Below are 12,396 nucleotides of genomic sequence, written 5' to 3' on the forward strand. Positions count from 1 at the left end.
GACAATGCAAAATTATGGCGTGAACGAACTGAGAAAAATGTTCCTGGAATTCATGGAGAGCAAGGGTCATCTTAGAATGAAGAGCTTTTCACTTATTCCACACAATGACAACAGCTTACTGCTGATCAATTCAGGTATGGCACCACTTAAGCCTTACTTTACAGGTCAGGAGGTACCACCTAGAAGACGTGTGACAACATGTCAGAAGTGTATCAGAACAGGAGATATCGAGAATGTAGGTAAGACAGCCCGTCATGGTACATTCTTTGAGATGCTGGGTAATTTCTCATTTGGCGATTATTTCAAGCATGAGGCTATATCATGGACATGGGAGTTCCTCACAGAGGTTGTAGGACTTGACAAGAACAGACTCTATCCATCGGTTTACCAGGATGACGATGAGGCATTTGATATATGGAATAAGGAGATCGGTGTCGATGCTGACCGTATATTCAGATTCGGCAAGGAGGACAACTTCTGGGAGCACGGAGCTGGTCCTTGTGGTCCTTGTTCAGAGGTTTACTATGACAGAGGTGAGAAGTATGGCTGCGGTAAGCCCGGCTGTACTGTAGGCTGTGACTGTGACAGATACATGGAGGTTTGGAACAATGTATTTACACAGTTCAACAATGACGGACACAACAACTACACAGAGCTTGAGCAGAAGAACATAGATACAGGTATGGGTCTTGAGAGACTCGCAGTTATTGTTCAGGATGTTGATTCTATATTTGATGTTGATACGATCAAGGCTCTCCGCGACAAGGTATGTGAGATGGCAGGCGTGGAATATGAGACAGATCATGAGAAGGATGTATCGATTAGACTTATAACTGATCATATCCGTTCAGTTACATTTATGACATCAGATGGTATCGTTCCATCGAACGAGGGCCGTGGTTATGTTCTTAGACGTCTTCTCAGACGTGCTGCAAGACACGGAAGACTTCTCGGCATCAAGGGCAAGTTCCTGTCAGAGCTTGCAAAGACAGTTATCGAGGTGTCAGAGGGTGCATATCCTGAGCTCGGTGAGAAGAAGGAATATATCTTCAATAAGATAGACAAGGAAGAGGAGAGCTTCAATAAGACCATAGATACAGGTCTTGCGATCCTCAAGGATTATATAGACGAGACTAAGGCTGCAGGTGAGAAGGTTCTCTCAGGTGACAAAGCATTCAAGCTCTATGACACCTATGGATTCCCTCTTGATCTCACAAAGGAGATTCTCGAGGAGGAGGGTATCGAGGTTGATGAGGACAGATTCACCGAGTGCATGAATATCCAGAAGGAGACTGCAAGAAAGGCCAGAAAGACCACAACATACATGGGTGCAGACGCAACCGTATATGAGCAGCTTCCTGTTGACATGACATCTGAGTTTGTCGGATATGACAAGCTGACATACAAGTCAACTATATCAGCCATCACAACAGAGGTTGGTGAGGGTGATGATAAGAAGTCAGTTCTTGCAGATACTGTATCTGAGGGAGCACAGGCTTCAGTTATAGTTCCTGAGACACCTTTCTACGCTACCATGGGTGGTCAGATCGGTGATAAGGGAATCATCAAGACAGAGAACGGTACATTTGTTGTTGAGGATACTGTCAAGGTTGTAGGCGGCAAGATCGCACATATCGGTTATGTTGAGTCAGGCGAACTCAATGTTGGTGATGAGGCAGAACTCACAGTTGATGCTGAGAACAGAGCACTCATATGTAACAACCATTCCGCAACACATCTTCTTCAGAGAGCACTCAAGATGGTTCTCGGAGATCATATAGAGCAGGCAGGTTCACTCGTTGAGCCGGGAAGACTGAGATTTGACTTCTCACATGATCAGGCGATGACTAAGGAAGAGATCAAGAAGGTTGAGGATATTGTAAATGAGCAGATCCAGCTCGATATACCTGTATGCACGGATGTAATGTCTGTAGATGAGGCTAAGGAGACCGGAGCCATGGCTCTGTTTGGTGAGAAGTATGGTGAGAAGGTCCGTGTGGTATCAATGGGAGACTTCTCAAAGGAGCTCTGCGGTGGTACACATGTTGCCAGCACAGGAGCTATAAAAACATTCAAGATCATATCAGAGGCAGGTGTGGCCGCAGGTACAAGACGTATCGAGGCACTTACATCTGTCGGAGCACTTGATTACTACAGAAATGTAGAGCAGGAGCTCATGGATGCTGCAAAGGCAGCTAAGACTGATATCTATGGTGTGGCATCAAGAATAGAACAGCTTCTTGCAGAGGTTAAGGAACTTACGAATGAGAATAAGAAGCTCAAGGATAAGATGGCAAAGGAGGCAGCTGGAGACGTTCTTTCAAGTGCTATAGACAAGGACGGAATCAAGATCCTCACAGCGGCTATCCCGGATACAGATATGAATTCACTGAGGAACCTCGGAGATGACTTCAAGAGCAAGCTTGGTGACAGCGTTGTTGTTCTTGCATCTGCAAAGGATGGCAAAGTAAATCTCATTGCCATGGCTACAGACGGCGCAGTTGCTAAGGGAGCCCATGCCGGTAATATCATCAAGGCCGTGGCTGGCCTTGTAGGTGGTGGCGGCGGTGGTCGTCCTAACATGGCTCAGGCCGGTGGAAAGAATCCTGACGGAATCGAAGCAGCTCTTGCCCAGGCGGTTACAGAGGCTCAGAATCAGATAGCTTAAGGTTTCGTGACAGATATTTTATTAATTTGTCATTTTCCTGTTGACGATTAGGAATTTTATGTATATAATACATTTTGTGCTTAAAAATACCCAATCAGTTGTTATTTGGTAGCATAATTTTACAACTGGAGGGAGGTCAGGTGAGAGAATGTCAAGTGTAATAGTTAAAGAGAACGAAAACTTAGATAGCGCTCTTCGCAGATTTAAGAGAAATTGTGCGAAGGCTGGTATTCAGCAGGAGATTCGTAAGAGAGAGCATTACGAAAAGCCTAGTGTAAAGCGTAAGAAGAAGTCAGAGGCAGCTAGAAAGCGCAAGTACAAATAAATCATAGTATATATATTTGATTTTAAATTGATTTCTAAGAGTACCGAGTTTATTCGGTACTCTTTTTTTATGTGTATTCATATAATGTTCCAAAAGCGTTATGGTGGTATTCATGAAAGACAGAGCGAAAAAAGTTATAGCATTTGAACCTCCGTGCTGGTGTCCGGACTCGGCGGGAACGACCTCCAGACTCACCATGTTCAACAATGATGAGCTGGTGATAGAGAATTTCAGACATGTGATCTACTCTGACGACGAGAGAGTGTCTGTTAAGACCCGGAAAGGGATATTGAATATATATGGGGAAAGATTACAGATCGCTTACTACGCATCCTATGAAGTGAAAATATGCGGTTCGATAAACAGTGTAGATTGGCTGACAGTGTGACTGCATGAATATTAGAAGGGAAATAAGAGGTGTGTGCTATGTGAGCTGTGACAGCCGCGCAGCTCTGCGCCTGATGAATATATGCAGCCATAAAGGAATACGTACATGGTGCGAGAGGGATGTAAAGAAGAACAGAAAAAAGAATGGCAGTATACAGAATGACAGTAAATGGAATGGCAAGGCAGAAAACTTCTGCATATACTCCGATGACAGAAAAAGACTTGAAGAGATAGCGGACAAATGTATGATAGATATCCGAATAGCTGAGAAGAAGACTTTGAGAACCGGTTTGCTGGGCAATAGGAAGAGGATCTCGATATTACTCGGAGTTTTATTATTTTTGCTGTTTGTATACTGGGAATCAGGGTATGTATGGTACATAGAAATTGACGGATGTGAGGATTATACAAGTGAGGAAATTGCAGATCTTATCGAGATGGAGTATCCGTGCTATGGACATAGAAAAAAGAGTATTGATCTGAGTGAACTGACAGACATGCTGACGGATAATCTTGGGGAGATATGTTGGGCATCCTGCAGCATCAGTGGGACAAAGCTTACAGTTGCGCTCAAGGAGTCCGTGGATGTCTTTACAGTTCCGGAAGATGGCAGACCGTGTGATCTCGTGGCCACAATGGATTGTACGATCTATTCCCTTGTTGCATCGGTGGGGACGCCTGTTGCATCGGTTGGAGATGAAGTAAAAAAAGGGGATACTCTTATATCGGGAACAGTTAACATATACAATGATGACAGTGAGGTTGTGGATACGGTGTTTGTACCTGCTTCCGGAGAGATATATGGTCTTTGTGATGTAGAGTACAGAGATGTGGTTGAGAGTGAGCTCCAGGAAAAGGAGACTACAGATAGGAAGGTAAACAAAGTAGATATAAAAATTGGACGCCGGGTATTTACTCCGTATAGAACTGCTGCCTCCGACGGCTCATACGACCTTTCCGCCGAGGAAAAACGGCTGCATATCGGCGATATGTATTTTCCGTTATCCGTGAATATAGAGCGAAAAGTGTTCTATAAAGTAAATACACGTAAGCTTACGGATAAGGAGCAGAAAGACAGACTTAACCAGCATCTGCATGTTTATATTGGCAAAATGCAAGAAAAAGGGGTGCAAATTGTCCGAAAAAATGTTATTATTACTAATGAACGCGGTGAGGCTTCGGCTGAAGGCGATATCAGTATCAGACTCCCGGTTGCTGTGCCGAGATATATTGACGTAAACAATACATCGGGAAGCGAAGAGGTGGAGCCTGACTGACAAATAATAATGACAGGGGATACAAGTATTGAGCGAATATTCAGAATCCGTAACTGTTGCATCAAACTATATACAGACTGTGTTTGGACAGTTTGATGCCAATATAAAAAAGATTGAGAAAGAATACAGTGTGTCAATGATACTTCGCGATGACAAGCTTAAGGTCAGCGGCTCCGAGGAAGGCGTGAAGAAGTCTATTCAGGTTATAGAACAGCTCTTCCAGATGGCAGACCGTGGCTCGTCCATCGATGAACAGAAGGTAGACTACACTATATCGATAGTCAATGAACACCCGCAGGAGGCTAAGGAGAGTCTTGCTGAGCTTGACAGGGACATAATCTGTCACACGATGAGCGGCAAGCCGATCAAACCGAAGACTGTCGGACAGAGAACATATGTCAATTCAATAGAAAAGTCCATGATAGTATTCGGAGTGGGCCCTGCCGGAACAGGAAAGACTTATCTTGCCATGGCAAAAGCCATAACGGCATTTAAGAATAATGAGGTTGGAAGGATCATACTTACAAGGCCGGCCATAGAGGCCGGTGAGAAACTGGGATTTCTTCCGGGTGACCTTCAGAGCAAGGTTGATCCTTATCTTAGGCCGCTCTATGATGCATTGTATGAGATAATGGGTGCTGATGCATTTATGAAGAATATGGAAAAGGGACTGATCGAGGTTGCTCCTCTTGCCTACATGAGAGGAAGAACTCTTGATAATGCGTATATTGTGCTGGATGAGGCCCAGAATACCACTCCTGCCCAGATGAAGATGTTCCTTACCAGAATAGGATTTGGCTCAAAGGCCATAATAACAGGAGACCTTTCACAGAAGGATCTTCCACACGACGCGCAGTCAGGTCTTGATGTTGCACTCAAGGTGTTAAAGGATATTGATGACATAAGCATTTGCCATCTGACGAGTCTTGATGTTGTGAGACATCCTTTGGTGCAGAAGATCGTAAATGCGTATGAGAAATATGAGGATAAGAGGAGCAGACAGGCAAAGCCTAGAAAAACCACAACTGCTCAGAAAAACAGAGGAAAATAATATGTCAGTTAATATTGAGAATGAGTATGGAGATATTGATATTAAGAATTATGAGGATGTCATAACAAGTATCGTCCAGGCTTCGCTGGAATTCGTTGGGTGTCCATATCCCTGCGAGGTGAACGTGCTGCTCACGGACAATGACTCCATACATGAAATCAATAACCAGCAGAGGAATATAGACAGGGCGACAGATGTTCTGTCATTTCCACTGATTGATTATACAATTCCTGGAAACTTTGATGGTCTCGAGGATAGCCGGTGTGACTACTTTGATCTTACTACAGATGAACTGCTATTGGGAGATATCGTTATATCTATTGATAAGGTGTATGAGCAGGCAACTGAGTACAATCACTCAAAGACGAGAGAGCTGGCTTTTCTTGTAGCCCACAGCATGCTCCATTTGTCAGGATATGACCATATGGAGGACGATGAGCGCAGGGTCATGGAAGAGATGCAGGAAAAAATACTTACAATGAAAGGATATACAAGAGACTATGAGGAGAATTAAGACGGGATTAGTTCTGGCAACCGCTCTTGTGATGGGATTATCACTTTTTGGATGCGGCTCGAAGAAAACGGAGGAGAATGTCACTACAACGGAGGCTAAGGCAGAGGTGGATGTATCACAGGCCGATATGATGAAGTCTGCCACAGCGGTTGATGAGACTTACCATGAGGGAGTATATAATGATCTTACAGGCGAGTGGAACACCGACAGAAAGGAAGAGTACGGAAGACCGATCGCTATAATGATCAACAATATTGAGAATGCGATTCCTCAGTCAGGCATAGGCCAGGCTGATGTTTTATATGAGTTTGTCGTTGAGGGCGGAATAACAAGAATGCTTGCAATATTCAACGACTATGACAATCTTGAGAAGGTCGGTTCGATCAGAAGCTGCAGACCTTACTATGTTACAACTGCCATGGAGTTTGATGCTATATACATGCATTATGGTCAGTCTCCACAGGGACAGGAGGAGCTTGACAGGACAGGAATAGATCATATAAGCGGACTTGGTGGAGAAGGATCTGTATCTTTCTACAGATCATCAGACCGCGAGGCTCCACACAATGTGTACACAAACAGCGATATGATCAAGGCTGGTCTTGATTATCTTGGATGCTCAACTACCCACAACAAGGGATACAAGAGCAAGTTTGAGTTCAATGAGGAAGATACGGTTCCTGAGGGCGAGTCTGTAAACAAGCTCACACTCAACATGTCAGTTTACACACAGCCTTGGTTTGAATATGATTCAAAGAATAAGGTATATAACAGATTCCAGTATGGTGACAAGCAGATCGATGACCTCACAGGAAAGCAGCTCACATTCAAGAATATCATCATACAGTTTGCTCACTACACCAGCATTGATGATCACGACAGACAGATGATCGATCTCGTTGGCACAGGAGACGGATACTATGTTTCAGATGGAAAGATCGTTCCTATCACATGGACAAAGTCAACCGATGACTCCGTGACAAAGTATTCAACAGCAGATGGAAAAGAACTTCAACTCAATCCGGGCAAGACATATGTCACAGTATTTGAGAGTGATAATAAGGCCGGAGTTGTATGGGAATAATACAGACATAAACCACATATATTAACAAGGACAGAAGATGGGATGGAATATCCTGTCTTCTGTTTTTTGTTATGAAGAGAAGGTGTGGTAATGTTTAAAAGAATTATATATTTTTTTGTTATCATTATAGCGGTATTTGTGTTATCTTTTATAACTAGAGAGATTGTGGTGAGCACGGCGTGCAGATCCGGAGACAGTAAAAGTGTGTATAGAGAATTTGACGGTATGGATAGCGGGCATATATTACCCATATCAAATGAGAGTGAACCGGAGCTTTACGGAGGGCTCGTGATTGCTGCTGAGGGTGGAACACCACATGGCAGTTTCTATGTGAGCACTTATAATGGACATGTGGCGGTGTACAACAGATTTGGCAGTCTTTGCAGGGAGACGACTCGTACAGTGGATTCATTGGACAAACGTATAAGAGAACTGATCCACAAGCACGTGTATTTCAATGATATAGATGACATGAACAGGTTTATTGACAGCCTGTAAAACGTATGATAAATGATTATGGGAAAGGTGTATCGGAATGATTTATGATATTATAGTTATCGGCGGTGGCCCGGCTGGGATGACAGCCGCAATAAAAGCAAAAGAGACAGCACCATCGGCTTCGGTAAAGCTTATAGATAAAAACAAAAAACTCGGAAAGAAGCTGTATGCGACGGGAAATGGCAAATGTAACATTGCAAATACGAAGCTTGATCTGTCGTGCTATTCCAGTGCAAATGAATTTTTCCCATTTCAGTTCGTAACAACGGACAGTCATAATGATGTCATGGATTTTTTTGAAAGTCTTGGTGTTTCCAGCTATGATGATAATGGATATATATATCCTGCATCGCTGCAGGCATCTACCATAGTGTGGGCACTGACGGACAGGCTCAAAATTCTTGGTATAGAAAACAGCACATCGGAAGAAGTCCTGAGTATAAAACAGGGAAAAGATGGTACATATATTGTAGACACAGACAAAGGCGGGTATAGGACGACCCAGGTGATACTTGCACCCGGAGGTGCGGCTGCGCCAAAGCTTGGCGGATCTGATAGAGTATACAGACTTCTGGATGATCTGAATGTACGGTTTGTGAAACCGCATCCGGCTCTGTGTAAATTAAAATGCCATGAATATATATCTGATATGTCAGGGGTACGTGCAAAGGCTGTTGTCCGCCTAATGTGTGATGGCGAGGAGTATGACCACGAGAGAGGCGAGGTTCAGTTTGCATCGGGATATCTTTCGGGTATAGCGGTTTTTAATATGAGTATACAGTGTATAGACCTGATGGAGACTGGCAAGAAGCCATACATAGAACTTGAACTTGTTCCGGACATCAGTGATGATATGCTGGCGGACAGGATGAGACGATTTGCCGAGGTAAATGGCAGACGGAGAGTCGAGGCGATGCTCAATGGTATTGTCAACGAGAAGATCGCCGGGTATATTATAAAAAGTCTTGGTATCAAAGCTTCTGAAGCGGCCGGACTTGACGCGGCTGATATAACATCCATATGTGATATGCTCAAACATATGAGATTCAACATAGATGGATTCGGCAGCTATGAGGACAGCCAGGCGGCAAGCGGTGGAGTTGACACATTGCAGCTCAGGGCAGATAACCTGGAACTTGCTGGACACAGAGGCTTATACGCCGCTGGAGAGTATGTCGATGTGACCGGCAAATGTGGTGGATATAATATAATGTGGGCTGTTATAAGCGGCATGAGAGCCGGGGAGTCTGCAGGAAAGAGAATAAAAGATGATCAGAATTAACAATGTAAAACTGCAGCTTGGATTTACAGAGGCAGATGTTAGAAGTGTTATTAAAAAGACGCTGAAGACAGATAAGGAGTTTGAGTATATTTTTTTCAAGCTGTCTCTTGATGACAGGCGGAGAAACCAGGTGAAATATATTGCATCCATAGATGTGGATGTTCCGAATCCGGAAAAATTATTGAAAAGACTTCACAATAATAATGTTATGTTAACAAATACTGCCCAATATAGATTTCCTGAGCCGGGAAATGTCAAAATGACCTATAGGCCTGTGGTGATAGGAACAGGACCGGGTGGCTTATTTGCTGCAATGTATCTTGCCAGAGCCGGATACAGACCGGTTGTTTTTGAGCGCGGCATGGATGTTGACAGGAGAATGGAGCATATAGAGAGATTCTGGAAGGGTGAGGAAGGACTTGATCCAAATTGTAATGTACAGTTTGGAGAGGGCGGCGCAGGAACCTTTTCGGACGGCAAGCTGAATACGGTCATAAAGGATGGCTCGGGCAGACGCACTGAGGTCATGCGGACATTTGTGGAGTATGGTGCAGAACCGTCCATAATGTATATAAATAAGCCACATGTGGGCACTGATGTGCTGTCTGGTATTGTAAGGAATATGCGTGAGGATATAAAGAGACTTGGCGGAGAGGTACATTTTGATTCACTTTTTACCGGTTATGATCAGATCACACAGGATGAGGTGTGTGTACATATAAAGAACCTTTCAGATGGCAGTGAGAAGGAATACAGGACAAATGCCCTTGTTCTGGCACTTGGACACAGCTCAAGGGATACTGTGGAGATGCTTTACAAAAAAGGTGTTCCGATGGAGCCAAAGCCATTTGCCATGGGACTTCGTATCGAACACAAGCGAGCAGATATAGATGTCATGAAGTATGGCGATGATCCGGCGTATGCAAAGCTGCTGCCGGCGGCAGACTACAAGATGACGCATCAGGCGTCAAATGGCAGGGCTGTATATTCATTCTGTATGTGCCCTGGAGGTTACGTGGTGAATGCATCATCCGAGCACGGTGAGACGTGTGTGAATGGTATGAGCTACAGCGGCAGGGATGGTGAGAATTCCAACAGCGCCATTGTGGTAAATGTTACCCCGGAGGATTACGGATCAGATCATCCTCTTGCGGGAATGAAGTTTCAGAGAAGATGGGAGAAGGCCGCATACGAGGCCGGACAGGGGGCTGTTCCGGTGCAGCTCTTCGGAGATTACAGAAGGGACATTCCTACGGAAAAGCTGGGCGGTGTTAAGCCTCAGATTAAGGGTAAGTACAGGCTTACAAGCCTCAAATGCTGTTTGCCAGAGTATATAAAGGATGCTATAATAGAAGGAGTTGTGTCCTTTGATAAGAGGATGCCGGGATATTCATCTGACGATGCAGTTCTCTCAGGAATCGAGGCCAGAACCTCATCACCTGTTCGTATGATACGAGGCGATGAGCTGCGCTGTGAGGGGACATGTATATACCCGTGCGGGGAAGGCGCGGGCTATGCAGGGGGAATAACCTCAGCCGCTGTCGATGGTATGAAGGTGGCCGAGGCCATAGCATCCAGATTCAGCAATGAGGCAATAACAGACGGTACACAGGAGAATATAAATGGATAGAGAGTATTTGAAAGACAAGAAAAAGATAGTAATAAAGATTGGTTCATCTTCACTTATTCACGAGGAGACGGGTGGACTTGACTATACAAAGCTTGAGAAGCTGGTGCGCATCATATGTGATCTGAGAAATCAGGACAAGGATGTGGTCCTCGTATCATCGGGAGCCATCGGAGTCGGAGTACAGGCGCTGGGACTTGCCAGAAGACCTAAGACGACCTCGCTCAGACAGGCGTGTGCTGCAGTGGGACAGGGACAGCTAATGATGATATATCAGAAGCTTTTTCAAGAGTATCACAGCACAGCAGCTCAGGTTCTGCTAACATTTGATGTTATATCGTCGGATGAGAGGAGAAAGAATGCCATCAACACATTCAACGAGCTTCTTCAGCTCGGTGTCGTACCGATCGTCAATGAGAACGATACGGTTGCCATCGATGAGCTGGATGACAGCGTGGCATTTGGCGACAATGATACATTGTCTGCCATAGTTGCATCCATGATCCATGCAGATCTCCTGATACTTCTCACGGATATAGACGGTCTGTACACTGATGATCCACACAATAACCCTGATGCAAAGCTTATACCAGAGGTGAACTGTATAGACGACCATATAATGGATATGGGTAAAGGTGCAGGCTCCAAGTACGGAACCGGCGGAATGACGACCAAGATCGCAGCCGCCAGGATAGCAACCAACTCCAACTCGGATATGGTCATAGTATCCGGAGCGGATATGGACAATATTGTTAAGGTAATGAACGGAGAAAGTATAGGAACTCTGTTCACAGAATATAAGGATCATGACTTTGACGTTGTCAGATTTATTTTGAATAAGGAGTATCTTATATAGTTATGAAAGAGACGATAATCGATGCGGCAAAGATCGCACGTATAAATGAGTTATATCACAAGTCCAAGGCTGAGGGGCTCACCGACGCTGAGAAGAAAGAGCAACAGCAGTTAAGGCAGGAATATATATTTGCTGTGAAGAATAATCTCAGGAGCACGCTCAACAATATAGATATCAAAGAGAAGGACGGCTCCATAACCAGACTTCAGGACCTTGATCCTACAAGAAAGGCGTAGGCACGACTGTATTATGAATAGCGAAGACAGGGTAAAACCCGGCAGCAAAGCCGATATAAGGAAAACAATAAAAGCGGTTAGAAATGCCATGGACAGGGGTGACTGTGCATGGAGATCTGAACTTATATGCAGACGTCTGTCTGAGCTTCCTGAATACGAGAATGCTCTCAATATATGTGCATATATTTCCAAAGGGAATGAAGTGGATACAAAGCTTATAATTGAGAAGGCGTGGTCGGACGGAAAGCAAGTATATGTTCCAAAGGTTTATGGACAAAACATGGAGTTTATTGAGATAACAGACTACGGAGAACTTACATCCGGAAACTTTGGGATACTCGAACCGGTTTCTGATGATTTTGAGGAGATCGAAGATGGGCTTATGTTCATGCCTGGGATTGCATTTGATTACAGCCGCAATCGCATAGGTTTTGGCGGAGGGTATTACGACAGATATCTGGCGAGGCATGCAGGGCTTGTCACGGTGGCACTGGCGTATGAATTCCAGATAGTTGATAAGATAGACAGTGAACCTACAGATATCAGACCACATATCATAGTAACAGAATCGGAAGTTATATCATAATGGAG

The 12,396-nt window shown here is 44.4% G+C and carries 13 protein-coding genes; all 13 read left to right on the forward strand.

Annotation, left to right across the window (positions count from 1 at the left end; all coding sequences use genetic code 11):
- The first annotated feature begins 4 nt into the window (after window positions 1–4).
- The 13 genes from alaS (at window position 5) to DXB91_RS09035 (ending at window position 12,391) form a co-directional block, all read left to right on the forward strand.
- Window positions 5–2,668, forward strand: coding sequence for an alanine--tRNA ligase (gene alaS / locus DXB91_RS08975; RefSeq protein ID WP_118017599.1), 2,664 nt, complete (start codon window positions 5–7; stop codon window positions 2,666–2,668).
- 148 nt (window positions 2,669–2,816) lie between these two features.
- Window positions 2,817–2,993: a 30S ribosomal protein S21 gene (gene rpsU, locus DXB91_RS08980; protein ID WP_004851031.1), complete on the forward strand. Its 177-nt coding sequence runs from the start codon at window positions 2,817–2,819 to the stop codon at window positions 2,991–2,993.
- Between the two features lie 112 nt (window positions 2,994–3,105).
- The gene (locus DXB91_RS08985) at window positions 3,106–3,381 is read left to right on the forward strand and encodes a YabP/YqfC family sporulation protein (protein WP_015534910.1); all 276 of its coding nucleotides are present in this window, start codon (window positions 3,106–3,108) and stop codon (window positions 3,379–3,381) included.
- Between the two features lie 4 nt (window positions 3,382–3,385).
- Window positions 3,386–4,657 (forward strand): sporulation protein YqfD, encoded by a 1,272-nt coding sequence (locus tag DXB91_RS08990; RefSeq protein WP_118017601.1) that lies wholly within the window; start codon window positions 3,386–3,388, stop codon window positions 4,655–4,657.
- Between the two features lie 28 nt (window positions 4,658–4,685).
- Window positions 4,686–5,708 (forward strand): PhoH family protein, encoded by a 1,023-nt coding sequence (locus DXB91_RS08995; protein ID WP_022216489.1) that lies wholly within the window; start codon window positions 4,686–4,688, stop codon window positions 5,706–5,708.
- 1 nt (window position 5,709) lies between these two features.
- Entirely contained in the window at window positions 5,710–6,222 is a 513-nt protein-coding gene (gene ybeY, locus DXB91_RS09000; protein ID WP_015534911.1) for an rRNA maturation RNase YbeY, read from the forward strand.
- The gene (locus tag DXB91_RS09005) at window positions 6,209–7,306 is read left to right on the forward strand and encodes a DUF3048 domain-containing protein (RefSeq protein WP_015534912.1); all 1,098 of its coding nucleotides are present in this window, start codon (window positions 6,209–6,211) and stop codon (window positions 7,304–7,306) included. Before ybeY ends, DXB91_RS09005 begins: the two co-directional genes overlap by 14 nt.
- A 204-nt stretch (window positions 7,307–7,510) precedes the next feature.
- Window positions 7,511–7,804, forward strand: coding sequence for a hypothetical protein (locus DXB91_RS09010; protein WP_147343979.1), 294 nt, complete (start codon window positions 7,511–7,513; stop codon window positions 7,802–7,804).
- A 37-nt stretch (window positions 7,805–7,841) separates the two neighbouring features.
- The gene (locus DXB91_RS09015) at window positions 7,842–9,086 is read left to right on the forward strand and encodes an aminoacetone oxidase family FAD-binding enzyme (protein WP_055222622.1); all 1,245 of its coding nucleotides are present in this window, start codon (window positions 7,842–7,844) and stop codon (window positions 9,084–9,086) included.
- Window positions 9,073–10,716: an NAD(P)/FAD-dependent oxidoreductase gene (locus DXB91_RS09020; protein ID WP_118017603.1), complete on the forward strand. Its 1,644-nt coding sequence runs from the start codon at window positions 9,073–9,075 to the stop codon at window positions 10,714–10,716. Before DXB91_RS09015 ends, DXB91_RS09020 begins: the two co-directional genes overlap by 14 nt.
- Window positions 10,709–11,569 (forward strand): glutamate 5-kinase, encoded by an 861-nt coding sequence (gene proB, locus DXB91_RS09025; protein ID WP_022216486.1) that lies wholly within the window; start codon window positions 10,709–10,711, stop codon window positions 11,567–11,569. The genes DXB91_RS09020 and proB overlap by 8 nt, the downstream gene beginning before the upstream one ends.
- A 2-nt stretch (window positions 11,570–11,571) precedes the next feature.
- The gene (locus DXB91_RS09030) at window positions 11,572–11,805 is read left to right on the forward strand and encodes a DUF896 domain-containing protein (protein WP_015534916.1); all 234 of its coding nucleotides are present in this window, start codon (window positions 11,572–11,574) and stop codon (window positions 11,803–11,805) included.
- Between the two features lie 13 nt (window positions 11,806–11,818).
- Window positions 11,819–12,391, forward strand: a complete 573-nt coding sequence (locus tag DXB91_RS09035) for a 5-formyltetrahydrofolate cyclo-ligase (protein WP_118017605.1) — start codon at window positions 11,819–11,821, stop codon at window positions 12,389–12,391.
- Window positions 12,392–12,396: the final 5 nt, after the last annotated feature.

This window comes from Coprococcus sp. OM06-34AC (genome assembly GCF_003462545.1).
Lineage (GTDB): Bacteria > Bacillota > Clostridia > Lachnospirales > Lachnospiraceae > Coprococcus > Coprococcus aceti.

Coding starts and splice junctions, on each gene's coding strand:
- DXB91_RS09030 (WP_015534916.1), top strand. CDS start 11,572: ATGAAAGAGACGATAATCGATGCGGCAAAGATCGCACGTATAAATGAG.
- DXB91_RS08990 (WP_118017601.1), top strand. CDS start 3,386: ATGAATATTAGAAGGGAAATAAGAGGTGTGTGCTATGTGAGCTGTGAC.
- DXB91_RS08985 (WP_015534910.1), top strand. CDS start 3,106: ATGAAAGACAGAGCGAAAAAAGTTATAGCATTTGAACCTCCGTGCTGG.
- proB (WP_022216486.1), top strand. CDS start 10,709: ATGGATAGAGAGTATTTGAAAGACAAGAAAAAGATAGTAATAAAGATT.
- DXB91_RS09015 (WP_055222622.1), top strand. CDS start 7,842: ATGATTTATGATATTATAGTTATCGGCGGTGGCCCGGCTGGGATGACA.
- DXB91_RS09035 (WP_118017605.1), top strand. CDS start 11,819: ATGAATAGCGAAGACAGGGTAAAACCCGGCAGCAAAGCCGATATAAGG.
- DXB91_RS09020 (WP_118017603.1), top strand. CDS start 9,073: ATGATCAGAATTAACAATGTAAAACTGCAGCTTGGATTTACAGAGGCA.
- rpsU (WP_004851031.1), top strand. CDS start 2,817: ATGTCAAGTGTAATAGTTAAAGAGAACGAAAACTTAGATAGCGCTCTT.
- alaS (WP_118017599.1), top strand. CDS start 5: ATGCAAAATTATGGCGTGAACGAACTGAGAAAAATGTTCCTGGAATTC.
- DXB91_RS09005 (WP_015534912.1), top strand. CDS start 6,209: ATGAGGAGAATTAAGACGGGATTAGTTCTGGCAACCGCTCTTGTGATG.
- ybeY (WP_015534911.1), top strand. CDS start 5,710: ATGTCAGTTAATATTGAGAATGAGTATGGAGATATTGATATTAAGAAT.